25 protein-coding genes and 1 pseudogene are annotated in these 25,965 nt (G+C 46.8%); 9 read left to right on the top strand and 17 right to left on the bottom strand.

Annotated features, from left to right (window positions below; genetic code table 11):
* Positions 1-8 precede the first annotated feature (8 nt).
* The 13 genes from ABZM97_RS17735 to ABZM97_RS17795 all read right to left on the bottom strand — a co-directional run bounded on the left by ABZM97_RS17735 (position 9) and on the right by ABZM97_RS17795 (position 13,615).
* Complete coding sequence (locus ABZM97_RS17735) at positions 9-647, bottom strand: acetyltransferase (protein ID WP_087993507.1); 639 nt, start codon at positions 645-647, stop codon at positions 9-11.
* Positions 644-1,252, bottom strand: a complete 609-nt coding sequence (locus ABZM97_RS17740) for a sugar transferase (RefSeq protein ID WP_087993508.1) — start codon at positions 1,250-1,252, stop codon at positions 644-646. The genes ABZM97_RS17735 and ABZM97_RS17740 overlap by 4 nt, the downstream gene beginning before the upstream one ends.
* Positions 1,249-2,766 carry an MATE family efflux transporter gene (locus ABZM97_RS17745; RefSeq protein WP_087993509.1) on the bottom strand — a complete coding sequence of 506 codons (1,518 nt, stop codon included), beginning with the start codon at positions 2,764-2,766 and terminating at the stop codon, positions 1,249-1,251. Before ABZM97_RS17745 ends, ABZM97_RS17740 begins: the two co-directional genes overlap by 4 nt.
* Positions 2,763-3,797 carry a glycosyltransferase gene (locus ABZM97_RS17750; protein WP_087993510.1) on the bottom strand — a complete coding sequence of 345 codons (1,035 nt, stop codon included), beginning with the start codon at positions 3,795-3,797 and terminating at the stop codon, positions 2,763-2,765. Before ABZM97_RS17750 ends, ABZM97_RS17745 begins: the two co-directional genes overlap by 4 nt.
* Positions 3,794-4,870 carry a polysaccharide pyruvyl transferase family protein gene (locus tag ABZM97_RS17755; protein WP_087993511.1) on the bottom strand — a complete coding sequence of 359 codons (1,077 nt, stop codon included), beginning with the start codon at positions 4,868-4,870 and terminating at the stop codon, positions 3,794-3,796. Before ABZM97_RS17755 ends, ABZM97_RS17750 begins: the two co-directional genes overlap by 4 nt.
* A 4-nt stretch (positions 4,871-4,874) precedes the next feature.
* Entirely contained in the window at positions 4,875-5,909 is a 1,035-nt protein-coding gene (locus ABZM97_RS17760; protein ID WP_202327998.1) for a glycosyltransferase, read from the bottom strand.
* A 24-nt stretch (positions 5,910-5,933) separates the two neighbouring features.
* On the bottom strand, positions 5,934-7,037 hold the full coding sequence (gene epsG, locus ABZM97_RS17765) for a biofilm exopolysaccharide biosynthesis protein EpsG (RefSeq protein ID WP_289348268.1): 1,104 nt from the start codon (positions 7,035-7,037) through the stop codon (positions 5,934-5,936).
* A 3-nt stretch (positions 7,038-7,040) separates the two neighbouring features.
* Positions 7,041-8,183, bottom strand: a complete 1,143-nt coding sequence (locus tag ABZM97_RS17770; RefSeq protein WP_333516410.1) for a glycosyltransferase family 1 protein — start codon at positions 8,181-8,183, stop codon at positions 7,041-7,043.
* Positions 8,176-9,012, bottom strand: coding sequence for a glycosyltransferase EpsE (epsE, locus tag ABZM97_RS17775; RefSeq protein ID WP_087993515.1), 837 nt, complete (start codon positions 9,010-9,012; stop codon positions 8,176-8,178). Before epsE ends, ABZM97_RS17770 begins: the two co-directional genes overlap by 8 nt.
* Positions 9,009-10,154 (bottom strand): glycosyltransferase family 4 protein, encoded by a 1,146-nt coding sequence (locus ABZM97_RS17780; RefSeq protein WP_087993516.1) that lies wholly within the window; start codon positions 10,152-10,154, stop codon positions 9,009-9,011. The genes epsE and ABZM97_RS17780 overlap by 4 nt, the downstream gene beginning before the upstream one ends.
* A gap of 11 nt (positions 10,155-10,165) precedes the next feature.
* Entirely contained in the window at positions 10,166-11,986 is a 1,821-nt protein-coding gene (locus ABZM97_RS17785; protein WP_367387036.1) for a polysaccharide biosynthesis protein, read from the bottom strand.
* 235 nt (positions 11,987-12,221) lie between these two features.
* On the bottom strand, positions 12,222-12,905 hold the full coding sequence (gene epsB, locus ABZM97_RS17790; protein WP_087993517.1) for a protein tyrosine kinase EpsB: 684 nt from the start codon (positions 12,903-12,905) through the stop codon (positions 12,222-12,224).
* Positions 12,906-12,910: 5 nt separating this feature from the next.
* Positions 12,911-13,615 (bottom strand): YveK family protein, encoded by a 705-nt coding sequence (locus ABZM97_RS17795; protein WP_087993536.1) that lies wholly within the window; start codon positions 13,613-13,615, stop codon positions 12,911-12,913.
* Positions 13,616-13,848: 233 nt separating this feature from the next.
* On the opposite strand from ABZM97_RS17795, the gene slrR reads away from it, so the two are divergent.
* From slrR to ABZM97_RS17810, 3 genes and pseudogenes are all read left to right on the top strand, one after another.
* Positions 13,849-14,307, top strand: coding sequence for an HTH-type transcriptional regulator SlrR (slrR, locus tag ABZM97_RS17800; RefSeq protein WP_087993518.1), 459 nt, complete (start codon positions 13,849-13,851; stop codon positions 14,305-14,307).
* A gap of 74 nt (positions 14,308-14,381) precedes the next feature.
* A complete protein-coding gene (locus tag ABZM97_RS17805; RefSeq protein ID WP_202327997.1) occupies positions 14,382-15,851 on the top strand; it encodes a carboxylesterase/lipase family protein in 1,470 nt (489 codons plus the stop codon).
* Positions 15,852-15,853: 2 nt separating this feature from the next.
* Positions 15,854-16,046, top strand: a pseudogene (locus tag ABZM97_RS17810) (hypothetical protein).
* Positions 16,047-16,073: 27 nt separating this feature from the next.
* On the opposite strand, the gene padC reads toward ABZM97_RS17810, so the two are convergent.
* The 4 genes from padC to ABZM97_RS17830 all read right to left on the bottom strand — a co-directional run bounded on the left by padC (position 16,074) and on the right by ABZM97_RS17830 (position 19,222).
* Positions 16,074-16,559 (bottom strand): phenolic acid decarboxylase, encoded by a 486-nt coding sequence (gene padC / locus ABZM97_RS17815; RefSeq protein ID WP_087993521.1) that lies wholly within the window; start codon positions 16,557-16,559, stop codon positions 16,074-16,076.
* Positions 16,560-16,580: 21 nt separating this feature from the next.
* On the bottom strand, positions 16,581-17,036 hold the full coding sequence (locus ABZM97_RS17820; RefSeq protein ID WP_087993522.1) for a DUF3237 domain-containing protein: 456 nt from the start codon (positions 17,034-17,036) through the stop codon (positions 16,581-16,583).
* Positions 17,037-17,161: 125 nt separating this feature from the next.
* The gene (locus ABZM97_RS17825) at positions 17,162-17,845 is read right to left on the bottom strand and encodes an aspartate/glutamate racemase family protein (RefSeq protein ID WP_087993537.1); all 684 of its coding nucleotides are present in this window, start codon (positions 17,843-17,845) and stop codon (positions 17,162-17,164) included.
* Between the two features lie 21 nt (positions 17,846-17,866).
* Positions 17,867-19,222, bottom strand: coding sequence for a serine hydrolase (locus ABZM97_RS17830; protein ID WP_202327996.1), 1,356 nt, complete (start codon positions 19,220-19,222; stop codon positions 17,867-17,869).
* Between the two features lie 581 nt (positions 19,223-19,803).
* Between ABZM97_RS17830 and sacB the strand changes: the two genes are divergently transcribed.
* From sacB to ABZM97_RS17860, 6 genes are all read left to right on the top strand, one after another.
* Positions 19,804-21,225: a levansucrase gene (gene sacB / locus ABZM97_RS17835; protein WP_202327995.1), complete on the top strand. Its 1,422-nt coding sequence runs from the start codon at positions 19,804-19,806 to the stop codon at positions 21,223-21,225.
* A gap of 76 nt (positions 21,226-21,301) precedes the next feature.
* Positions 21,302-22,852, top strand: coding sequence for a glycoside hydrolase family 32 protein (locus ABZM97_RS17840; RefSeq protein WP_367387037.1), 1,551 nt, complete (start codon positions 21,302-21,304; stop codon positions 22,850-22,852).
* Between the two features lie 106 nt (positions 22,853-22,958).
* Positions 22,959-24,521, top strand: a complete 1,563-nt coding sequence (aspP, locus tag ABZM97_RS17845) for an aspartate/proton symporter AspP (protein ID WP_087993525.1) — start codon at positions 22,959-22,961, stop codon at positions 24,519-24,521.
* A gap of 94 nt (positions 24,522-24,615) precedes the next feature.
* Positions 24,616-25,200: a TetR family transcriptional regulator gene (locus ABZM97_RS17850; protein ID WP_367387038.1), complete on the top strand. Its 585-nt coding sequence runs from the start codon at positions 24,616-24,618 to the stop codon at positions 25,198-25,200.
* Between the two features lie 82 nt (positions 25,201-25,282).
* On the top strand, positions 25,283-25,618 hold the full coding sequence (locus ABZM97_RS17855) for a multidrug efflux SMR transporter (RefSeq protein WP_202327993.1): 336 nt from the start codon (positions 25,283-25,285) through the stop codon (positions 25,616-25,618).
* Positions 25,618-25,938 carry a multidrug efflux SMR transporter gene (locus tag ABZM97_RS17860; RefSeq protein ID WP_202327992.1) on the top strand — a complete coding sequence of 107 codons (321 nt, stop codon included), beginning with the start codon at positions 25,618-25,620 and terminating at the stop codon, positions 25,936-25,938. The genes ABZM97_RS17855 and ABZM97_RS17860 overlap by 1 nt, the downstream gene beginning before the upstream one ends.
* Positions 25,939-25,965 lie beyond the last annotated feature (27 nt).

The following is a 25,965-nucleotide window of genomic DNA, read 5'->3' on the forward strand; positions in this document are numbered from 1 at the left end:
CCTTTGTTTTATGTTTGAATGGGAGAAATAATGCGCGCCGGGGCACCGGCCGCCGTTACCCTGTCCGGTATGGAACGGATCACCGCCGAGCCGGCGCCGACAACGCTCCAAGATCCGATTGTGAGCTGCGGTATGACATTTGCGCCGGTTCCGATGTGAGCGCCTTCCTGAACGGCAACCGCTCCTGACAGCGTGACACGCGGGGAAAGATGAACATAATCGCTGAGTTGATTGTCGTGCTCTGCCACTGCGCCCGTATTGATGATGCAGTGGGCGCCGATCCGCGCATCCGCCTGAATGATCGCGCCCGCCATAATGACTGTCCCTTCCCCGATGACAGCGGACTTGCTGACGATGGCTGACGGGTGAATCAATGTAATAAAATCTTCTTTTTTCAGTCCCAGCCGCTCCGCCAGGTGTTTTCTGACACTGTTGTTTCCAATGGCGATCAGAAACAACACGTCGGGAACCAGCCTGCGTACTTCAGAAATGGCTTCCAGCGGGCCTGTGTACCACTCTTTTCCGGCTTCAAATGTTCGGAATTTATCATCCAGCACCGCGGCTAAGCGCGTATCTGACCGGGCGTTTATCAGCTCTCTGATCACCTTTCCGTGCCCGCCGTCACCCACAATGGCAACGTTTCTCATGAGGACACATCTCCGCTTCCTGTAAACCGTTCCGCGGTCACATGATTGGTTTGCTGAACCCCTTCTGAAACAAGCACTTTTCGCACCGTCAAACACAAAATTTTCAAATCGAGAAAAAATGACCGGTTGTCAACGTACCACACATCTAATTCAAATTTCTTTTCCCAAGAAATCGCGTTCCGGCCGTTGATTTGCGCCCAGCCTGTGATGCCCGGCTTCACCTCATGGCGCCGGGCCTGCTTTTCTGTATAAAGAGGCAGATAGTCCATCAAAAGCGGGCGCGGGCCGACAAGGCTCAAGTCGCCTTTTAGGACATTCAGCAGCTGCGGAAGCTCATCAATGCTCAGTTTTCTGATCAGCCTGCCCGTTTTCGTCAGCCGAACTTCATCAGGCAGCATATTTCCTTCACTGTCCCTTTGATCCGTCATCGTTCGGAACTTATAAAGGGTGAACGGCTTGCCGTTCAGGCCCGGCCTTACTTGCTTAAAGAAGACAGGTGATCCTATTTTCAGCCTGACAACGGCGATGGTGAATAGAATGATGACACTTGTACAGCACAATAAAAAAATGGCGGCCGTCAGATCAAAAAGTCGTTTCAGGATCAAAGATTCACAGCCCCTTTCGTTTTTCGAAATCGTTTCAGTACCAACTGTCTTTCCTCTTTCGTACAAACGAGCGCAAACGCGAAAATGGCGTAGCAGCAGCTGACTGTTATTCCCGTCGCAATCAATGATGTCCAGTCGTCAATCTTCACAGCGAACCTGATTGCCTCACAGACCGCCCAGGCAAACACAGCCGCTGAAAGAGGCCCGATTATGCCTTTAAAAAACACGTGCTTTTTGTAGCCGGTCATGCGGGATACGTAAAGCGGCGTAAAAATGGCGTTTTTCAAAATAAGGGAAATCGCTCCGGCCAACGTAATGCCGTACAGACCGAGATGAGCCGGCCCGCTCAGTGTGACGGCCAGCACTACATTTAACACGCCTAACAGCAGGGTAATGATCGCCGGTGTTTTTTGTTTATTAAAGGCGGTCCAGATATAAAACAGCGGCATAAAGGCGAGGCTGACCACCAAGTATCCGGCATGAATATATAAAATCGGTGCGATAGACGAAAAGGACGGTCCGAGCCAGATCGTCAGAAAAGGCCCAGCCAGCCCGCCCAATAAGGCAGCAGGAAGCGCAAGCAGAAGACCGTTCAGCCTTACTGCCTTGTTGGCGTAATTCACCAATCCGTCCATATCGCCTTTTGAATAATACGACGTCATGAGAGGCGCAAACAGAGATGCGACCGTTCCAGCCAAGCTGCGCAGCAGCAGCGGAAACTGGATAATCGCCGCGTATTTTCCGGCTTCAGACGCTCCCAGCACCAAATTGGCGGTTAATAGATCAATCTGCAAAAAAAGCAGGACGCCGATTTGATTGACGGAGCTCCATGTGCCCGCCTGAAACAGCTCTTTGCTTATGCGGAATGAAAGATCCTTCACCCGAAACGTAAACCACGGAATCAGCTTTTTGAAGAAATAGAAAGACAGCACAGCCGCGATGACAGCACCAGCTAAAGCGGCAAGCTGGATCTGCCAGATTTTCGGTGTGAAGCATGCAAACAAGAGCAGCACAGACAGCACGCGTACAAGCATTTGCACCGCCTGAATGGAGCTGGTGATGTAAAGGCGGTTGGCATAAAATGGGGCAGCGCCGAAACCCGCCATCAGAAACGTTAAAATAAACAGTACACTACCGATCAAAATCGACAAACGCACATCAGCCAAAATCGCCTGCGGCACGTTCATGACCCGGTCAATATAGAAAGCTGAACCCGCAAGAGGCAGCAAAAGAAGCAATGATATCAGAACAGAAGCCGCCAAATAATTGCTGATATACGCATTTGCTTTATCCCGCTCCCCCCGGTGTGCGGCGACAGAAAAAAAACGCACGACAACCGAGCTGAGCGCGACGGTGATGATTGAAAAGTAATTAATCACGTTTTGGGTCAAATGAACAAAACCGAACGCTTCCACACCAAGCGTTTTGACAATAAAAGGCGTCATCCAGACCGACAAGAAAACGGACAAGAGAAAAGCCGTGAGATTTGCGCTGAAGTTGATCGTGAATTTCATGCCTGCTTCGCACTGCCTTTCATCGTTCCCCGCTGCTCGAAAAACAGCTTGATGAGAAAAATGAGCCGCAATTTGCACAGTCCTAATACCAAACGCTCGCCTCTTAATAATTTCTCATGCTGAAACGGTGTATGTCTGACGGCCTGCCGCACCATCTCATAGGATAAAATGTGTTTGATCTGCTTTTTAATGTCTTTCGGCGAATTTGGAGAAGCACAGGCGTTTGCCAGAAGCATCGGAAGCTGGTGCTTGCAAATGTACACATTCAAATCTTCTTTGCATGCGCCTGCTATACCGTAATGATTGTAGAATGCGATTTTCGCCTGATATTGCTTTTGAATATGTTCATCCATCGCCGGCTTATAAGGGACTTCTGTCAGGCTGTTCGGGTTTTCGCGATAGACGTACAAGCCTTCATCCAGCATTTTCACCCGCTCCGCTTCGCAAAAAGCGGACAAATTGAAGGGAGAGTCTTCAGCAAAACGGATGTCTTCATCAAACATCAGATTGGCTCTCTCCAAAAGCTCACGGCGATAAACATAACGCCATACATACCAGATAAATCTCGTTTCGTGAGCATATTTGAGCCATTCAGCCATTTCAAATTTTGTCAGCACGCGGTTTGTGTCAAGCTGCGGCGGCACATAAGTCCGCCTGTCCGCTGACTGCTTGTAAAAACCGCAGCCAACGATGTCGAGCCGGTGCTGTTCCGCTTCTTCAATCAACCTTTGGAACATGGCGGAAGATACATAATCGTCACCGTCCACAAAGCCGATGTAAGTCCCCCGGGCGGCCTTTATTCCCGTATTACGCGCTGAACTCAACCCGCCGTTTTTCTGATGAACGACCCGGATTCTCGCATCCCGTTTTGCATAATCCTCTGCAATCTCGCCAGAACGATCCGGCGATCCGTCATTCACAAGGATGACTTCCATATCAGAAAGCGTTTGGCGAAGCAGTGAGTCAATGCACTCTTCTATAAATGGTTCAACGTTATACATCGGGACAATAATGCTGACGAGCGGGGTCATTGCGCTTCACCGCTGATTTTGTCACGCAGCCCTTTAAAATACACGTCTCTCGGAAAGCCGGAACGGATTGTTTCTTTTGTTAACAGCTCTTTTACTGCGACTGTCACGCGCTCCGGGTCCGGATGTTCAATCAGCTTCATGTATGGGATGTCTTTGAGCCATTGATAGCCTTCCATCACCTTATGGTCAAAGGAGCGGATGACGACACACGGCGTTCCTGTCAGCGCGCAAAAAATCATGCCATGAAGCCTGTCAGTGACAACAGCTTCTGCACTTTGCAGCTTAGACCACAGCGCTTCAAGCTCCCGCTCCCGGGAATCGCGGCTGACCCGGCGCCCGACCGTTGTCGTAAAGGCTTTAATGTCGCCGAATTCTTCAAATAGCGCAGCCTTCACATTGTTTCTCTCATCTTCTTGAAGCACGCTTTCCTGATCCTCGCGCAAACACATATAAACCCCTTCGCGCTCTGCGGGGGTCTTGCTTCTGTCTAAGTACAGCACCATGTCCGGCTGCTTCAAAATCATTTTTTCTTGAAAATGCTGTTTCATAAATTGATACGTTGTTTCATCCCTGGCCATCAGCAATAGGCCGGGGTGCGCGTTATAAATTTTTTGCGCCCGTTTCAGCTCTTTGCGTCCCTTTTTCGTGTCAGAAAAATGAGCCGTTGCGGGAAGCTGGACAACTGGATAGTCGTGAAATGTTTTAATGATGAAGCGGCGCGTCCACTCCTCATAACGGTATAAGTCCCCCATGTTTCCGCCTCCGATGATAAAGACCATGTCCGCCGGATGGCGCGAGCGGAGCAGCGCTTTTGCTGATTTATAAATGTCCTTCATATCAACCTCAACGATGTTAAAATCGGGGTATTCCTGCTCAAGAAATGCCTTGCTGGCATAAGCAATCGCGTGATCCCCCAAATTGTCATGGGACGGCAGCAGGGTCAGTATGATTTTTTTCTGATGTGCTGCGGCCTTGACCGGCTGATCGGCCGCACCCAGCCAATATTGGGACGGGTATTTGACCTTAAGCAGCAGCCATTCTGCAAGATTGATTTTCAACGATTGTAACGACATGTCCTCACCCTCTGTTTCTCATTTTGTACTCGATTACCCGCTGATACACGGCCGACGCCATAGCGACGAACGGGATCATTCTGTATTTCGCCATCAGAAGCAGGCATGACCGTTTTGCGTCAAAAGGCGCGGTACCCGTTTTTGAGAGGCTCTCTTGAAATATGGGATCCCCGCAAATCACGCCGACATTTCTAAACTTGTCAAACAGCCGGCAGCTGCCGCTTGTTTTCCATTCATTCAGCATACAGATGCTGCTGTGAAGCACGATAAAGGTATCAAGCTCCTTACCGTACTCCTCCAGTTTGTTGTTCTCCTGTAAAAACGCCGCATTCGCCTCATACAGTGCAAGCCCCGATTCAAACAGTTTTTTCTGATAGCGCTGCACGATGGATGATAGGTGAATGCGGTAATGATAGAGCGGCGCTTTGACATAGGATACTGTACGGGCGAAAAAATGAGTCCTGAAGCTGAAAAACTGATCCTCGACATGCTCCAGCTCGCCTCGAAGCGGAAACGACAGCCGATGTGCTTTAATCATGCTTCTTCTGTACAGTTTGTTCCACGAAAACCCTCTGACCTTCCCTTCGAATAACGCCTTAATATAGTTCTCTTTCGGCTGATCCTGGTAGGTTTCCGCAATGTCAGAGATCATCGTTTTTCCAGTGTCCTCAAACTCCGCGGCGTAGTTGCAAATAATCAGATCAGTTTCATCACCCGCTGCTTGGAGCATCCGCTCGCAATAATCAGGCTCGATCCAATCGTCTGAATCGATAAACGCGATAAATTCGCCGCGTGCCGCCTCTACGCCTTTATTTCGAACCGCACCGAGGCCTTGGTTCTCCTGATGAATCACCCTGAACCTGTGATCCTTTTTGGCGTATTCCTCCGCGATATCCGGGCTGGCGTCTGCCGAACCGTCATTGACGATGATGATTTCAATATTGTCCACCGTCTGGTTCCGCAGCGATTCGAGGCACGTTTTGATATATGTTTCTGTATTATAAACAGCGACTAGCAGACTAACCGCAGGTATTTCCATAATGACCGGCTCCTCTTGCGTAAATTACCGGGAAAAAATCGTTCTGTAAGGCAGAACGGACGAATCAACCGGCATAAGCAAATAACTATAAAGAAAATAACAAACAACGATCGCGATATAGATAAGGGCATTCGATTTTTCATCAAATATCCTGACGAAATAAGGGACTAGGATCAATTGATACAGGCCGAAATAAATATTGAATCTGGCAAAGATCACGTCTTTTGTGGCCAAAAGCCCGAATAAAAAACCGAGCAGGCACAAATTGACGACGATGTCGATTTGCGGCCACAGCTTCCGCAGACGCGCCCTGTAGCAAAAGGCGAGAAACAGCGGCAGAACCAAGACAGCGATTTTGATCACATTCATTCCATTTGTGTTCGTCATCAGCCATTTCTCATAATGGCTGTATGAGCTGTTTTCAAGCACAACAACAAACACAGAAATGAATTTTTGATATAAAAACGTCATGCCGAGAAATAAAGCGGATAGCCCGAATATCGCCGGTGACCAAGCTTTTCTTCTGACAATAAAATATACGGGAATCATAATTAGCGCCGAGGAATGAAAGAGCGAGCTGATCAGCACGATCAGAAAATATCGCTTCCAGTTCCCGCTAATGATGTAACGAATCGCCCAAAACAAACCGGCTGCCACCATGTATTGCCTGATGCCGTTAAAAGACGCGTAATAATGAAAGGTTCCTAAAAATAAAAAGACACTCAGCTCAAACGGCCTTCCGTAATCAGCAAGTGTCTTCATAACCAAACTGTAGGTCACGGCCGCAACTGTTATATACATGATTTGCGGATCTGCCGTGATGACATTCATCAGCCAAAGGAGTGCGGTAAAGCCCGGATCCGTCGCCATTTTAGCTGTGCCGAAACCGAATATCTGCCACACATTTTGATAATCGCCCGCCAATTCATACAGCAGCGTGTACGTCTGAAAATCCGTGCCGACTCTGTAACGGAGACCCGACACAAGCACAAGTGAAGCTAGCGGAATCCAGATTAACAGCTTATTCGGCCGATATCCCGTAGCGAGCGAATCGTCACGGCCGCCGCACATTTTGGCAAACCAAGACCAAATATATACAATTCCCATATTGACGGCATATACAATCATCGTTTATTGTCCTTTTCCGCTGCTAATGTTATATACATTCAGCAGCGCTCCTACATTTTGCTGTGCATCGTAGCCAAGTTCGGCGAGTGTTTCTTTGATAAGCTCCCGCTTCGGCCTGCCTGCGGCGGCCGCCCTTGCAATGGTTTCAGCCCAGATGCCGATCGGCTCAGAAAGATTCAATCTTGTCACAAGTCCTAGACCGGCATCGACTTTTTCTGTGATGGTGTCTGAAATGATGCATGGAAGCCCCGATGCCTGCGCTTCCACCAGCACAACCGGCAAGCCTTCGTACAGAGACGGCATGACAAACACATCAAATGTGCGCATCAATTCATGAATGTTGTCTTCAGTGCCTAAAAAGAGGACATCTGAAAGCAAGTTCTGCCGCCGCGCCTCCTCTTCCATTTTCTCGCGCAGCGGCCCGTCTCCTGCAAGTACGAGCTGAAAGCGAACCCCGCGGTCTTTGAGATGTGCGGCAAGCTTCAGCAGAAACGCATGGTTTTTCACTTCATGAAACCGGGCCACATGGCCAATAATGAGACGGTCAACTGCAATGCCGCGTGCTGTTTTTTCTTCATCATCCCACTGCACATTTGGGGCGAACAAATCAAGATCAATCCCGTTTGGAAGGAGATGAACACGCTCCATGTTGGACGGTCCGAATAAAAACTTGCCCGCATCCTCTCCGCAGGCACACAGTGCTGTCGCGTTCGCCAAAATCAGCCGCCTGAACACCATCAGCTGCAGGCGATCCTTCCAATTGAAGCCGGTCTTCCACGACGTATTATGGGAATGACATACCCTGACCGGCACTCCGGCTAGCCTTGCCGCAAGGGCGATAAAGCCCGTTTGGAAATCCGTGTGCGCATGAACCGCGCTGAACGGCCCGTTTTCTGTTATCGTATGTCTTACATTCCTCACAAATGTAAGAGGATTGCTTTGCCCGATGCTCGGGACATAAAAAAGCCGCCCGCCTAAAGATAAAATTTCTTCATCAAAAGCGCACGGATCATTTCGATACGTTAAAAAATCAAATTGTACTTTGCTTCTGTCCATTTTCCGATATAAATTCATCACCATGGTCTCCGCGCCGCCCCTGTTCATGCCGCTGAGAACATGGAGCACGCGTTTTTGGCTGCTATTCATGTTTGACAAGCCCTTCCTTTTGGTTCATCACTCTTTTTTTGTGGTAGCGATTCATCACGGCTGGAGGCATAAGCGCGCGGATTAACGGTTTTGCGATATATAGGTAATCAGATAATGGAAGCTTCAAGCGTCTGCATGCCTGATAGACAAGGATGGCATTGTCAATGGAATACGTAAATGACCGCCGTTTGAAAGCATCGCTGTCTTCCCTTACTTTATACAAGGCTTCCTGGAGATTGTAGCCCCTGAAGCCCTCTTCAAAAAAGCGAAGCCATAAATCAATATCCTCCATCCGTCTCGTCCGCCGCACCGAACGGTAGCCTTTCAGCGTGCGGTAGGCGCTCGCTCTCATCATAATCGTTCCGTGGCAAAACGGGGTCCCTTTTGCCATGATGCCCGGCTCCGGAACAGAAGGCAGGATGCGTGTGCCCCTTACGCCACATTCATCAAATACAAGCATGCCGGTGCCAACCACCTGATAGTGGCGGTGCTTTTCTAAAAATGCGACCTGCTTTTCCAGACGGCGCGGAAACGAAAGATCGTCTCCGTCCTGGCGGGCGATATACTCGCCTGTGGCATTTGAAAGACAATGATTTAATGAAGCGGCAAGCCGCTTGTTTGTTTTGTTTTGAATCACCTTGATGCGGTCGCTGTAATGAGCGGCATACTGCTTCGCGATGCGGAGCGTGCCGTCTGTTGACGCATCATCGCACATAATCAGCTCCCAATTTTTATAAGATTGGCTGAGTATGGATTCAATACTTTCCGCCAAAGTGCGTTCACAATTATAAATGCCCATAATGACAGAAACTTTCGGTCCTGAGTTCATACGCTTTTCTCCTTTGTATCCATATCCATGTACGCGGAATAAATATCTGCCATTTCTTCTACCGTGCGCGCCTCCGAAAAGCGCAAGGCTGTTTTTCGGCCTTCCTGCCCCAAATTTATGCAGAGTTCCGGTTTACGGTAAAGCTGTTCGATCCGGCGGGCAAACGCGGCACTATCACCGACTTTGATCAGAAAACCGTTTTCTCCGTCCCGGATGATTTCCCGGTGCCCGCGGTTATCCGTGGCAATCGCCGGTTTTTCCGCGGCCATCCCCTCAAGCACATTCATGCCGAGGCCTTCTCTCATGCTGGATGCCACAGATACATCTGCAAGCTGAATCAGCTCGTGAATGTCTCGGCAAAAGCCGTAAAAGCAGACATTGCCGGAAGCGCCAAGCTTTTCAGCTAACGTTCGATACGTTTGTTCCATCGCCCCTTCTCCGGCAAAAACAAGGCGAAGCGACGGTATTTTTTCTTTCAGCAAGGCCGCGGCTTCAATTAACAGCTTCTGATTTTTGTTGAAATTAAGCTCAGCCGGATAAACCAATATAAAATCGTCTTCGCTGAATCCGTGTTTTTCTCTGAGGCTTTGCTTCTCTTGCAGGCTGACAGGCCGAAACCGCTCTGTATTCACCCCGATGCCGTGAATTTTCCGCGTCATGCCGCCCGGCCTTTGAAGTCCTTTCGCCCGTATGTAATCCTCTTCATTGATCGTAATCAGACAGTCCGTATAGGCCGAGAGCCATTTCTCAACCGGATAGTAAAGAAGCCAATTTTTGACCGGCGCTCCGCTGCAGAAGTGAAATCCGTGCGCGGTGTACAGCACCTTTGTTCCATGCCGCCTCGCTTGCCTCGCCGCTAGTCTGGCAAGCACGCCGCCAACCGGCGTATGGCAATGGACAATGTCGTATTGATTGGTGTCAATCACTTCCTTCAGCTGTCTGTAAACGGCCAGATTCTGAGGATGAAAGGGTGACCTGCGAATCGCAATGGAATATTTCTCGTCCACATACGGCAGTTTGGTTTGTCCGCTCGCCGCGACATGAACCTCCCAGCCCATTCGTTTAAACCATTTAAAGTAAGGAAGATGAAAGGCCTTAAAATGATAATCAACAGTCGCACAAAACAAGATCTTTTTCGTCATCTTCACTCCCCCTATTGAACACTGGCAGCCGTCATTTTGTCTGATGTATCAATCGCCGCAAACAGCCTCGCTCTCAGATCGTCTTCCGGCATCTCATGAAAATCCTCGATAAAGCGCATCAGCACTGGCCAATCGCCGTCAACCGCTTTGCCGATATGAATTTTCGGAAAGATTTGTTCAGTGTGTACTTCATTTTGGTTCAGCAATTCCTCATACATTTTTTCACCGGGACGAATGCCTGTGAATTCGATTGGAATCTGCTCAGTCGTATAGCCGGACAGATGAATGAGATTTTTGGCAAGGTCCACAATCTTTACGGGCTCTCCCATGTCGAGAACGAAAATCTGGCGCCCTTTCGCAAGTGCCCCGGCCTGAATGACAAGCCTTGAGGCCTCGGGAATCGTCATGAAATAGCGGGTCATCGCCGGGTGTGTGACCGTCACCGGTCCGCCTTTTTCAATCTGCTTTTTAAAAATCGGAATGACGCTGCCGCGGCTCCCGAGTACATTGCCGAAGCGGACAGCGACAAATTTGGTTCTGCTCATTTTACCAAGATTCATAATAATCATCTCGGCGAATCGTTTTGTCGCCCCCATTATATTGGCCGGGTTCACCGCTTTGTCCGATGAAATCAGCACAAACGTCTCTGTCCCCGACATATCGGCTGCTTCCGCGACATTTTTTGTTCCGATGATGTTGTTTTTGACAGCCTCTTCGGGATTGTGCTCCATTAAAGGCACATGTTTATGGGCAGCTGCATGGTAGACCACGTGCGGCTCGTACTTTTTCATCAAGGTAAACATTTTATCGCGATCCTGCACATCCGCAATTTCCGTATGGAACACAATGTGTTTGCCGAATCGCCCGTTCAGCTCTGTATAAATCGAATGAATGCTGTTTTCTCCATGGCCGAGCAGAATGATTTCTTTAGGCTGAAACGCGCTGATCTGCCGGCAGATTTCCGAGCCGATTGATCCGCCCGCTCCCGTGACGAGAACTGTTTTTCCTTTGATGCGGTTCGAAATTTCGCTTGTGTCGAGGGTTACCGGCTTTCTGCCAAGCAAATCCTCAGCTTTTACATCTCTGATTTGCCCGGCAGTTCGTGTGCCGAGCAGCATTTCATCAAAGTGAGGCATAATTTTGATGTTGACTCCAGTCCGCACACATTCTTTATATAAAACCTGAAGCTCATGGGTGTGGAGTGAAGGAATCGCAATAATAATATAGTTAATTTTGAGCTTTTGCACCGCAGGCATGATACTTTCTTTTCCGCCGATCACGGGCAGCCCCATCATTTCTAATTTATGTTTTGTCTGGTCATCATCAATAAAAGCGACAGGCGTGATGTCAGGATCATCTTTTGAAAGCAGCTGTCTGACCATCAGAGTCCCGCCTGAGCCCGCCCCGATAATCAGCGCGCGGGATGAGGCGCTGCGGTTTTTTCTGATGCTTTCTTTTAACACTCTCGACAAAACACGGGTTCCTCCGATGGACAAAAGCTGCAGCACCCAGCACGCGATTAACAGACGGAAGAACATCGTATGATACACAGCATACTGAATGAAGCCGGTCACAGCGGCCGAAAGCGTGATGCCCTTAAGCAGGACGATCAGCTCGCCGATTCCGGTGTATGTCCACACCTGTTTATACTGATGGAACAGAAAAGCACATACATGATAGCTGAGGAGCAAGCTGACAGCGGTAAGCAATAATGCTCCGGAGTCATAAAATTGATAGGAATCTTTTAAAAATTGATATCCTGCAATAACTGAATTTAAAACGAGATAAGTGTCCAGCGCAATAATCATTGACAGTCTTCTCCGGTAACTCAACCTTTTCCCCCCTAATTCTTTTATCGGTTTAGCTGCGGCGGCTTTCGTCCTCCAAAACATCGGCAGCAGCTAAACCGACAACACGTCCTATGTATATATCAAATAAGTGGGCATTTAACCCATCCTCACGCCCCGCCAGTGACGACCAGCATCTAAGGCAGCAACACCAGCTGCCCACAGCAGAGCCGAGTGCCTCCATTGATACAGGTCAGGAGACATCACCTTTACCATCTATTTAGTAGGAATAGTGTTCCGATTTTTTCATTTTCTTTTTGTTTAAAAGAGCGCCTAACAGCTTTGCGTTGGATTGTTCCAGTGCATCCTTCGCTTTTAGGATGGTATCGGTTTTTGTTTTTCCGCTTAAAACGACGAGCACGCTGCCGTCTGTCTGGTTTGCTAAAATCTGAGCATCCGCAACAGCCAAAAGCGGAGGAGAATCAAAGATGACAAGGCTGTATTGTTTATAGATCTCAGATATTAAATCTCCCATCGCTTTTGAAGACAGCAGTTCAGCCGGATTCGGCGGGGTCGGTCCGCTTGTCAGCACATATAAGTTATCGATCGGCGTCTTTTGCACCGTCTCACTGAGTGAAGCATTACCGACCAGCACATTTGTCAGCCCGGTTACATTCCCAACCTGAAACGTCTGATTGATGGTCGGCTTTCTTAAATCGGCATCCACCAGCAGCACTTTCTTTTCCTGCTGCTGCGCAAAGACAGCCGCAAGATTCGCCGCACTGAACGATTTACCTTCTCCAGGCACAGAGGAGGTGACGAGGATAGACCGCAAGTTGGTCTGAACGGATGAAAACTCAATGTTTGTCCGAATGGTGCGATATTGTTCCGCAACAATTGATTTATTGTGTAAAACGGATATTTGAGCCAAACCACGCCTTGCTTTCTTTTTTCTAAAGATCACTCGCTTCACTCCCCGAAGTGTTTTATCCCGCGATTCCGCCCTTTTTGGACATCAGGGACGGAGCCTAAGCATGGCAATCCGGTTCTCTCGCTGAGCTGCCGTGCGCTTTTGCACGTATCATCGAGAAAATGCAGAAAAAATGCCAGTGTAATGCCGCCCATGACAGCAGCGCCAAAAGCCATGACCATATTTCGCAGCCGGGCCGGCTTTATCATTGGGCTTTCAGAAGCCTTTGCCTCTGATAAAATATGTACGCCTTGTATGTTCAATCTTTTATCTACTTCTTTTTCAAACTTGTTCACTAACGTGTTCGCAATCTCAGCCGCTTCCGCCGGATCGTGGTCCCGGACGGCAACGGTGATAATTTCTGATTCATTTTCACTGCTGGTTATCACTTTTCCTTTCAGCGAGGAAGCCGATTCAGAAAGATGCAATTCCTCCTTGACCTCTTCCATCAAGGCCGTGCTTTTCATGATCGCTTGGAACGTGTTGCTGTACTGAAGATTTCGCTGGATGTCACTGAGATTCGAGTTTTTTTCACCATCTGATTCATGAATCAGCACTTGCGTCGACGCCTGATAGGTCGGTGAAACGACCTTAAATTGCATAAAACCCGTCATAAGGGTGACGCCGATTGTGATGAGCAGGATCAGCACGAATCTGTGTCTGACAATCGCATATAATTCTTTAAAACTCATATTCTCATTCATGTATTCATAGCCTTCGGCTGGCTTCCCGCGCCCCTTTCTGTTAATGATTGGATTATAAAAGAAAAAGATATTATTTAAAAATTGCAAAATAAGCCAATAAGTTCTCTTTAGAGAACAAATTCATGATTTTCCTCTTATTTACTGCACTTCCCTTATTATTTTAAATTTTATAAAGAACGAACAATTCCTTATAATGAACGAAATAACGACAGGAATAGAGGAGAATTTTAATTATGATTGGAAGAATTATCCGTTTGTACCGCAAAAGAAAAGGCTATTCTATAAATCAGCTGGCCGTTGAGTCAGGTGTATCTAAATCCTATTTAAGCAAGATTGAAAGAGGCGTTCATACGAATCCGTCCGTTCAATTTTTAAAGAAAATTTCCGTCACGCTGGAGGTGGAATTAACAGAATTGTTCGACGCGGAAACGATGATGTACGAGAAAATCAGCGGCGGTGAAGAAGAATGGCGCGTGCATCTTGTGCAAGCCGTACAAGCCGGAATGGAAAAGGAAGAACTGTTCACTTTTACGAACATACTAAAGAAAGAACAGCCTGAAACCGCTTCCTACCGAAATCGTAAACTGACGGAATCCAATATAGAGGAATGGAAAACGCTGATGGAGGAAGCAAGAGAAATCGGCTTGACCGTGCAGGAAGTCAAATCCTTTTTCAAAACGATGGGAAGATGAATATCGGCTAAGGGCTGACGTTCGCATGATCAGGGTAAATCTGTTTATAATGGGGTAAAAAGGGAGAGAGAGCGATGTCACATACAACAGTAACAACTTCATACGGGAAAGTAAAAGGCACAACAGAAAACGGCGTACATATATGGAGAGGCATCCCCTATGCCAAGCAGCCTGTCGGACAGTTGCGTTTTAAAGCACCGGAGCCCCCGGATGCGTGGAAGGACGAATTGGACACAACAGCGTACGGCCCGATTTGCCCGCAGCCGCCGGATTTAATGTCACTTTCGTATGCTGAGCCTCCCCGCCAGTCTGAGGATTGTCTGTATCTCAATGTATTCGCGCCTGACACTGAGAATCAAAACCTGCCTGTCATGGTGTGGATTCACGGCGGCGCTTTTTATCTCGGAGCGGGCAGTGAGCCATTATACGATGGATCAAGCCTTGCGGCGCAGGGAGACGTCATTGTCGTTACATTGAATTACCGGCTGGGGCCGTTTGGATTTTTACATTTGTCTTCGTTTGATGAGGCGTATTCCGATAACCTCGGGCTTTTGGACCAAGCCACCGCGCTGAAATGGGTGCGAGACAATATCTCAGCGTTTGGCGGTGATCCGGAGAACGTAACGGTATTTGGAGAATCCGCAGGCGGCATGAGCATTGCCGCGCTGCTCGCTATGCCTGCGGCAAAAGGCCTGTTCCAGAAAGCGATTATGGAAAGCGGCGCTTCCCGAACGATGACGAAAGAGAAAGCGGCAAGCACCGCGGCAGCCTTTTTACAGGTCCTTGAGATTGATGAGAGTCAATTGGACAGATTGCATACGCTATCGGCGGAAGATTTGCTTAAAGCGGCCGATCAGCTTCGGAAAGCAGAAAATGAAAGTATCTTTCAGCTGTTCTTCCAGCCCGCCCTTGATCCGAAAACGCTGCCTGCTGAACCAGAAAAAGCGATCGCAGAAGGTGCTGCGGCCGGCATTCCACTGTTAATCGGAACAAATCGCGATGAAGGATATTTATTTTTCACCCCGGATTCAGATGTTCATTCTCAGGAAACGTTTGATGCCGCGCTCGAGTACTTATTAGGACAGCCGCTGGCGGAGAAAGCCGCCGATCTGTATCCGCGTTCGCTTGAAAGCCAAATCCATATGATGACTGATTTATTATTTTGGCGCCCGGCCGTCGCCTATGCCGCCGCCCAGTCCCATTTCGCGCCTGTCTGGATGTACCGATTCGACTGGCACTCGAATAAGCCGCCGTACAATAAAGCGTTTCACGCATTAGAGCTTCCTTTTGTTTTCGGAAATCTGGGCGGCTTAGAACAAATGGCAAAAGCGGAGATTACGGATGAGGTGAAACAACTTTCTCACACCATACAATCAGCATGGATCACGTTCGCCAAAACAGGAAACCCAAGCACTGAGGATGTAAAATGGCCGGCGTATCATGAAGAAACAAGAAAGACGCTGATTTTAGATTCAGAGATTACGATTGAAAACGATCCTGAATCTGATAAAAGGCAAAAACTATTCCTTCCAAAAGGAGAATAAACATGGGGAAAACAGGGTACATTGGTGCTGTCATCGTTGTGGCAGCTTGCATCATCATTTCGTCGGCAGTCGTATTATTGCGGGGGCACAGCCTATTACGATCCCTTCCGCTGGACTGGAATCATACTGTTTTTTACGGGAATTGTAATGGTTCCGGCATACGCAGCAAAAAGAAAACCCGGAAAAGAGAAGTAATTTCTCTCTTTCCCGGGTTTTTGTTTTTTACAATTTTCCGGCGCGAATATCGTCTGTCATTCCTTCATAAGGAGCTTTCGAAATCACTTCTTCATTGTCGGCTCCCTCATTTTTCAGAAATGTAATCTCCGCAAATTCAGGTACAACGTATTTCGGATACGTTTCATATTTTTCGCGGGATTCTTTCATAAGATCAATGTGGTCATTTTGATAGCAGACCGTAATTTCAGGGTGTTCATGCACCCATTTCGGGAAGAAAATAATGCCGTGCATGCGTTTTTCATTCGGCATAAAATTTAATGAAACATCTGTGCCTGTCGGTTCTGTCCAAGACACTTTATATACGCCTTCTGTCAGTTTAACAATATTGACTTCCTGATCCCGAACCCAGCGTCCGGCAACCATTCCGCTATGAATTCTATAATCGATGGTATGATCGTTTTTTATATAGATCTCGTATTCCCATCCGTTTTCATAAGTATAAATCATGTGGCTTCCGATAAAGTCTTCCATCTTTCACACTCTCCTTAGTCTTTACTGTACTTCATAAATGTCTAGTCGAACGCAATCAGGGGTTCTTTCTGCGGAACCGATAAACAAGCGGTCATGCAGCCATTGATAAGCTTCACTACCTGTTTCAAATGTCGGCACCGTACGGAAATAAACATGTGCCGGATCAATGATGTCCCCGGCTGCGGCTTGTTTTCGAAACGGCTCGCTGACTTGCCGTATTCCATTGTTTTCAATGTAAATCAGTTCATGATCGGCTGTTTCGATGGCATACCTGGCAGATAAATCTGTTCTGCCGTCAGCGCGAATGATTTGTGAATCGGCACCGCCCGGCAAAATACGCCCTTTTACTTTCCCTGTTATTGTTCCCGAACGAATCGGAATCCATCGTCTCATTCCCAGGCCTGTCTCACCAATGGTGATAGGCGGCTCTACCTTGATTTCTAAAGAGGCGAATAATGTTAAAATCGGCTTCTTCATGAGCACCACCTCACATCCAGAAAATCATGTAACTATTTACATGTTAAATTTAACACTGTTTCTTACAACTGTCAAACAATAGGAACATAAAAAAAGGACTGGTTGAAGACAGTCCTTGTTTGAAGCTAGCTTTGATTGGCAAGATATATGCTGACAGTGCTTTTCGCCAGACACTCAGAGGAATCTATAATCGGAATCTCGCTTTGAACATGATCTAACACCGCATTTAAATCCGTGCAGGCTGAAATGATGATGTCTGCATGCTGGCTGATTTCGGTATATAGCTTCTGCCACAATGCATGTGTATGCATCATATTGTTCGGCTGTTTGATAGCGGCGATGAGCTGATTCACAGCCTGCTGCCAATGATCCTTGTGAACAACTTCTTGCCCGTTTGCCTTCAGCCCTTTTTGGTAGATGCCCGATTGGATGGTTGAATCTGTTCCTAAAACAGCCGCTTTTTTTGCAGTATGCGGAATTTCCTTTACCGTTTCCTTTATGATATGTAACAAAGGAACCGCCAACGCCTGCTGAATCTCTTCATAATACACATGTGCCGTATTACAAGGAAGAGCGATAAAATCAACGCCTGTCTTTTCAAGCTTTACCGCGCCATCGATAATCGCTCTTTTCATCCCGTCATGATCGATGGGACGATCTGCATAGAATGGGGTCGGGCACGAATAAATCATCATGTGTGGAAAGTCGATATCATTTGAAGCCCCATACAGCTTCTGACAGTAATCAATCACCTTATCAATAAACGGCGAGGTTGATTTCGGCCCCATTCCGGCTAATATTCCGATCATCACGTTCATTCCTTTCTCTTTCTAATTCGTACGGACTACTACTTCTTCTGTGCCATCTTCATAGAGGATAAAGCTTTTCGCAACATCATCGCCTAACAAAAATTCGATTTCAACAGACAATGACCGCAAAAAGAAACGGGTTTCCGAGGAAGGAAATAATTCAAGCCTCATCTGTCCTATGATCTGCAAATAAAGCTTTTCATTCTCGGCTGTCACCCGTGCAGCCGTCCCATCCTGAAACGAGTAGCTGCCAACATAGCGGCTGTATATCGCCGGATCAACTTCTTTTTTCTTTTTATCAGCAGGACGTTCCGGGATCTCATACGGCTGGCCAAATAAAATATGTTCCGCCGCCTTCAGAATCGCTTGTTCATATTCCGCATCCTCTTCCTTGTTACTCAAATAGATCAGCGTTTTACGCAGATCTATATACCGGATCATCATCGTCAAATAACCTGGCCACCCACCGCTGTGGCTGACAATCTTCCCTTTTTCAGGACTGTGTTGCAGCACCCAGCCAAAGCCGTAATCGAACGTTTCACCATTGTTCAGCCGCACCGGAGAAAATGCGGCCTCCTTAGAAGTGTTACTAATTAAATCGTCCTGATATAGAGCCTGATCAAATCGAAACAAATCGCTTGTGACAGAGTTCACCGTACCGTCTCCCTGTATGCCATCGAGGTACACAACATAGTTCGTTTCTTCCAGATCATCAGGAAGGACGTACGTTTCGGAATGTACATCATACACGTATCCATATGCATAATGATCCATGTGCTCAGGCCGAAGCCTCCTATTATGCACTTTCGTTTCATTCATGCCGACCGGTGAAAAAATATGTGTTTTCATAAAATCCGAATAGCTCATGCCGGAGGCTTTTTCCATGATAACCGCCAACAGCACATACCCCGTATTGCTGTACTGCCAGCCTTCGTTCGGCTCAAAATAACCAGGCAGCCCCTCATTCATCAGCATATCCACAATATCCTGATTCACCGCAATCTTGTGTTTGTCCCAATTGGCAAGAAACCATTCAAAATAATCAGGCAGCCCTGACGTATGGTTCAATAAATGTCGAATCGTGACGCCCTGATATGGAAAACCCGGCAGCCAGCGCTCGACTTTGTCTTCATATCCAAGAATTCCTTTCTCCTCGAGCAATATGATCCCTAAAGCTGTAAAAGGCTTTGACAGAGACGCTAACTCAAACAAAGAGCTGGTTTGCAAAGGGCTTTTTTCCGCCAGTTCCGCATAACCGAAAGAGTGATGATATAAAATATCGCCATCCTCCGCAGCCAGAACCGTCCCGTTGAACTGTTGTTTTTCCGCCAACACAGAGAATAATGTGCCAAGATGTTTCCTTTTTTCTTGCTTCATTTTTACACCTCCCTTAATACCTACGATATTTACCCTTCTATGTTTCAAAAATTTGAAAAATATGAGAGAAAGAGTGATAATGGCCTGTATCCTGAATCCGTTTCACAATCGCTTCCGCAAACCCTGAAGTCGAAGCCCCCGAATTCAACGGTTGCGAAAAGACCCTTTGACATCTGACCCGTGCGACCAGTCTCTAAAACAGCCGATCTCCCAGAAAAGAAAAGAGCTTTCACCACATTGTTATAGAGAATCCCCCTGACTTTCCGTAACACCCATTAGTCTATTCGACTCATATCCGCGAAGGTCTTTTTTCATTTTCTATCAAACAAAAGAGGAAAATAGACCCGTTGTAATCTAAACGAGAGTTTAATAGAATGATGTCGAAAAGTAAATCACGCAGGTTTGTTACTGATAAAGCAGGCAAGACCTAAAATGTGTAAAGGGCAAAGTATATTCTTTGGCGTCACCCCTTACATATTTTAGGTCTTTTTTTATTGTGCGTAACTGACTTGCCATCTTCAAACAGGAGGGCCGGGAGAAGCAAACCGCTAACACAGTACATAAAAAAGGAGACATGAACGATGAACATCAAAAAGTTTGCAAAACAAGCGACAGCATTAACCTTTACAACTGCACTGCTGGCAGGAGGCGCGACTCAAGCGTTTGCGAAAGAAACGAACCATAAACCGCATAAGGAAACGTACGGCATTACCCATATTACACGCCATGATATGCTGAAAATCCCTGAACAGCAAAAAAATGAAAAATATCAAGTGCCTGAATTCGATCCATCCACAATTAAAAATATCTCTTCTGCAAAAGGCCTGGACGTTTGGGACAGCTGGCCATTGCAAAACGCTGACGGCACAGTCGCAAACTATCACGGCTACCACATCGTCTTTGCATTAGCCGGAGACCCTAAAAATGCGGATGACACATCCATTTACATGTTCTATCAAAAAGTCGGCGAAACGTCTATCGACAGCTGGAAAAACGCGGGCCGCGTCTTTAAAGACAGCGACAAATTCGATGCAAATGATTCTATCCTGAAAGACCAAACACAAGAATGGTCAGGTTCAGCGACATTCACATCTGACGGTCACATTCGTTTGTTCTACACTGATTTCTCCGGTAAACATTACGGCAAACAAACCCTGACAACGGCACAGGTTAACGTATCAACGTCAGACAGCTCTCTGAACATCGACGGTGTAGAGGATTATAAATCAATCTTTGATGGTGACGGCAAAACGTATCAAAATGTACAGCAGTTCATCGATGAAGGCAACTACAGCTCCGGCGATAACCACACGCTGAGAGATCCTCACTACGTAGAAGATAAAGGCCGCAAATACTTAGTATTTGAAGCGAACACTGGTACTGAAAACGGCTACCAAGGCGAAGAATCTTTATTTAATAAAGCATACTACGGCAAAAGCACATCATTCTTCCGTCAAGAAAGCAAAAAGCTTCTGCAAAGCGATAAAAAACGCACGGCTGAATTAGCGAACGGCGCACTCGGCATGATCGAGCTAAACGATGACTACACACTGAAAAAAGTGATGAAACCACTGCTTGCATCTAACACAGTTACAGATGAAATTGAACGCGCGAATGTCTTTAAAATGAATGGAAAATGGTACCTATTCACTGACTCCCGCGGATCAAAAATGACAATTGACGGCATTACATCTAATGACATTTACATGCTCGGTTATGTTTCTAATTCCTTAACCGGCCCATACAAGCCGCTGAACAAAACAGGCCTTGTGTTAAAAATGGATCTTGATCCTAACGATGTGACCTTTACTTATTCACACTTCGCTGTGCCTCAAGCTAAAGGAAACAATGTCGTCATTACAAGCTACATGACAAACAGAGGCTTCTTTGCAGACAAAAAAGCAACGTTTGCGCCAAGCTTCCTATTAAACATCAAAGGCAAGAAAACATCTGTTGTAAAAGACAGCATCCTTGAACAAGGGCAATTAACAGTTAACAAATAAAGACGCAAAAGAAAATGCCGATATCTTATTGGCATTTTCTTTTATTTCTTATCAACATCATAAAGGTGAATCCCAGATGAACTATAAAAAAACAGGCAAATGGCTAACAGTAATCCTGAGCTTTTTAGGAATATTGCTGTTTATCAACCTATTGCCAAACGAAGAACCTGTCAACAAAACAAAATCAACACAGAAGCCGGACTACCGGGCGGCCTATCATTTTACGACGCCGGATAAATGGAAAAATGATCCCCAAAAACCGGTCTATTTTGAGGGCAAGTATCATTATTTCTACCTTTATAACCGGGATTACCCAAACGGGAACGGCACAGAATGGCGCCATGCCGTATCAGAGGACTTGGTGCACTGGACCGATGAAGGCGTGGCGATCCCGAAATACACAAACCCAGACGGGGACATTTGGACCGGTTCTGTCGTGCTCGATAAAGAAAACACAGCCGGATTCGGGAGAAACGCGCTCGTCGCAATCGTGACCCAGCCTTCAGCCAAAGATAAAAAACAGGAGCAACATTTGTGGTACAGCACAGACAAAGGAAAATCATTTAAGTCCTATAGTGATAATCCCGTTATGCCTAATCCCGGCACAGACGATTTCAGAGACCCGAAAGTCATATGGGATGACCAGAATAACAAATGGGTCATAGCCATGGCTGAAGGAACAAAAATCGGCTTTTATGAATCCGATAATCTAAAGGACTGGCATTACACAAGCGGATTCTTAACGGAGCAGGCGGGAATTGTGGAATGTCCTGACCTCTACATGATGCGGGCAAGCGATGGAACGACTAAATGGGTTCTCGGCGCGAGCGCGAACGGCAAACCGTGGGGCAAACCAAATACGTACGCCTACTGGACCGGAAGCTTTGACGGAAAAGAATTTACAGCGGATCAAACCGAAGCCCAATGGCTTGACTACGGCTTTGACTGGTACGGCGGCGTGACGTTCGAAGACGGCAAAAGCACAGATCCATTAGAAAAGCGGTATGCACTTGCCTGGATGAACAATTGGGATTACGCCAACAACACACCGACAATGAAGAACGGCTTTAACGGCACAGATTCTGTCATACGCGAACTCCGGCTGCAGGAGCAGGACGGCACATACAGCCTCGTCTCACAGCCGACCGAAGCTTTGGAGCAGCTGACCGTTTCAACTGACAAAGTAGAGGATCAAGATGTGAGCGGATCAAAAACACTGTCGATCACTGGTGATACGTACCAGCTTGATATGGATCTTTCTTGGTCAGAGCTAGAGAACGCAGGCGTCAGACTGAGAGAATCGAAAGACCAAAAACGCCATATTGATGTCGGCATTTTCGCCGAAGACGGCTATGCATATGTCAACAGAGCGGCTACAAATCAGCCTGACAAAAGCAACACCTATGTTGAAAGCAAGGCTCCCTTCGATGTAAGCAAACAGAAGGCCCATTTGAAAATTCTCGCCGATAAAACAACGATAGAAGTATTTGTCGGCGACGGGAAAACCGTTTTTTCAAATCAAGTGTTTCCAAAACCCGAAGATAAAGGCATTACCCTTTATTCTGAAGGCGGCACAGCCTTATTTAAAAATATAACGGTGAAACACTTCGATACGATTCATGAATAAAAAACAGATGCAGCGCAGGCTGCATCTGTTTTTTATTAGAGCGGTATTCTCTGTTGCATATTGGGCATTGTAAGGAATATAAGGCTGGTTGCTAAGGAGGAAGCGGATGTCTAAACAAGGAAATTTTCAAAAATCAATGTCGCTGTTTGATCTGATTCTGATTGGGATGGGAGCCATCTTTGGATCAGCGTGGCTGTTCGCTGTCAGTAATGTCGCATCTAAAGCGGGACCCTCCGGCGCTTTTTCCTGGATCATCGGCGGAGCCATCATTCTGTTAATCGGGCTCGTGTACGCGGAGCTTGGAGCCGCCCTGCCCCGTACCGGAGGCATCATTCGATACCCCGTTTATTCACATGGCCACCTTGTCGGCTATTTAATTTCATTTGTCACAATCGTCGCTTACACAAGCCTGATTTCGATTGAAGTCACGGCAGTCCGGCAATACGTGGCCTACTGGTTTCCCGGCCTGACCAAAGAAGGCTCTGATTCACCGACCATTGCCGGCTGGCTCTTACAGTTTGCCTTGCTATGCTTGTTTTTCCTGCTGAATTATTGGAGCGTCAAAACATTCGCTAAGGCAAATTTCATCATATCGATTTTTAAATATATTGTACCGATTACCATCATTATCGTGCTGATCTTTCATTTTAACCCGCAGAATTTATCTGTTGAAGGATTTGCGCCGTTCGGTTTTACAGGTATTCAGGCTGCGATATCGACAGGCGGCGTAATGTTTGCGTATCTTGGCCTGCACCCGATTGTGGCTGTTGCAGGCGAAGTGCGAAATCCAAAACGCAACATCCCGATCGCTTTAATCGTTTGCATCATTGTTTCCACCATCATTTACACTGTTTTGCAAGTCACCTTTATTGGTGCAATTCCGACAGAAACGCTTAAAAATGGCTGGCCCGCAATCGGACGGGAGTTCTCATTGCCGTTTAAAGATATTGCGGTCATGCTCGGTTTAGGCTGGCTTGCAACGCTTGTCATTTTAGACGCCATTCTGTCTCCGGGAGGAAACGGGAATATTTTTATGAATACGACATCTCGCCTCGTCTACGCCTGGGCGCGGAACGGCACATTATTTGGCATATTTTCAAAGGTCAATAAAGAAACGGGAACCCCCCGTGCTTCACTCTGGCTTTCATTTGCCTTGTCCATTTTCTGGACGCTCCCCTTCCCTTCGTGGAACGCACTCGTCAATGTCTGTTCTGTAGCGCTCATCCTTTCTTATGCGATTGCACCCATTTGTTCAGCAGCGCTGAGGGTCAATGCGAAGGATTTAAACAGGCCGTTTTATTTAAAAGGGATGGGTATTATCGGGCCGCTTTCCTTTATTTTCACGGCGTTTATCGTTTACTGGTCAGGATGGACGACCGTTTCCTGGCTGCTCGGTTCACAGCTCATCATGTTTTTGGTCTATCTCTGTTTCAGCAAATATGCGCCTCAAGAAGATGTCAGTCTGGCCCAGCAGCTGAAATCAGCGTGGTGGCTTATCGGGTTTTATATCATGATGCTGGTCTTTTCCTACATCGGTTCTTTCGGACATGGTTTAGGCATCATCAGCAATCCCGTCGACCTTATTTTGGTCGCCATCGGCTCACTTGCGATTTACTACTGGGCAAAGTATACCGGGCTCCCGAAAGCCGCTATTGATTATGATAAATAAAGAAGCAAGAGGTTTTCTTGCTTCTTTATTCTTTACAAACGCACATACCCGAGATAAAATGAATGATAGTCAGTCATTACAGGAGGTATTCCTTATGCCAAAACAAACTTCGGGCAAATATGAAAAAATTCTGCACGCTGCCATTGACGTTATATCTGAAAAAGGTCTCGACAAAGCCTCTATTTCTGATATTGTCAAAAAGGCCGGCACTGCACAAGGAACGTTCTATTTGTACTTCTCATCTAAAAACGCCCTCATTCCGGCAATTGCAGAAAATCTTCTCACCCTTACGCTGGATCAAATCAAAGGAAGGCTGCATGGAGACGAGGATTTTTGGACTGTTTTAGACATATTGATTGATGAAACATTTCTCATTACAGAACGCCATAAGGATATTATCATCCTCTGTTACTCCGGGCTTGCGATCGACCACTCCATGGAAAAATGGGAGACGATCTATCAGCCTTATTATTTCTGGCTCGAAAAAATCATTCATAAGGCGATTGAAAGCCGCGAGGTAACTGAAGAAATCAATGCAAAATGGACGGCCAAAACGATTATTAACTTGGTCGAGAACACAGCAGAACGATTCTATATCGGGTTTGAACAAGATGAAAATGTTGAAGTGTATAAAAAAGAAATCTTTACTTTCTTAAAACGAAGCTTAGCTGCAGCGTAAAAAATGACTGGGTAAAACCGCTCATTTTTTAACGCCTCAAAGATGACTGACGTTCATTCATAAAAATAGAGAGGTGTTTCATTTGAATTGGGTGCTTGTTTTCATTGCAGGGCTTTTAGAAGTTGTTTGGGCCTCTTCCCTCAAACATGCCGATTCGCTTTTGGATTGGATCATTATTTTTATTTTGATCGCGGTCAGCTTTATCCTGTTAATCCGATCTTACCAAAAAATCCCGATGGCCGCGGCGTACACTGTATTTGTCGGAATCGGAACCGTCGGAACATATATCACCGGAATTGTTTTGGGCGAATCCTTCTCAGCAGCCCAAATGTTCTTTTTAGCTTTATTGCTGGCCGGCATTTTAGGAATGAAGCTATTCACGAAAGAAAGCAAAACGCAGTCGGGAGGTGACTCGTAATGGCATGGTTTTTATTAGTGATTGCCGGCATAGAAGAAATTATAGCTGCCGTTGCCATGAAATATGTAGACGGAACAAGAAAAAAATGGCCGATTATTGTGATGACTGTTGGATTTGGCTTATCCTTTTACTGCCTTTCACAAGCGATGCTGATCCTGCCTGCCGGAGTCGCTTATGCCGTCTGGACCGGCATTGGCAGCATTGGCGTTTCGGCGGTTGGCTTTGTCTGGTTTAAGGAGCGGTTTCAGCTTTCACAAGTGATTTCTCTTTGCCTTATCCTCGCTGGCGTCATCGGCCTGCGTCTTACGGCTTCATCATAAGATAAGGGCACATACAGCTGTATATGC

It is taken from the genome of Bacillus vallismortis, assembly GCF_040784915.1.
Lineage (GTDB): Bacteria > Bacillota > Bacilli > Bacillales > Bacillaceae > Bacillus > Bacillus subtilis_G.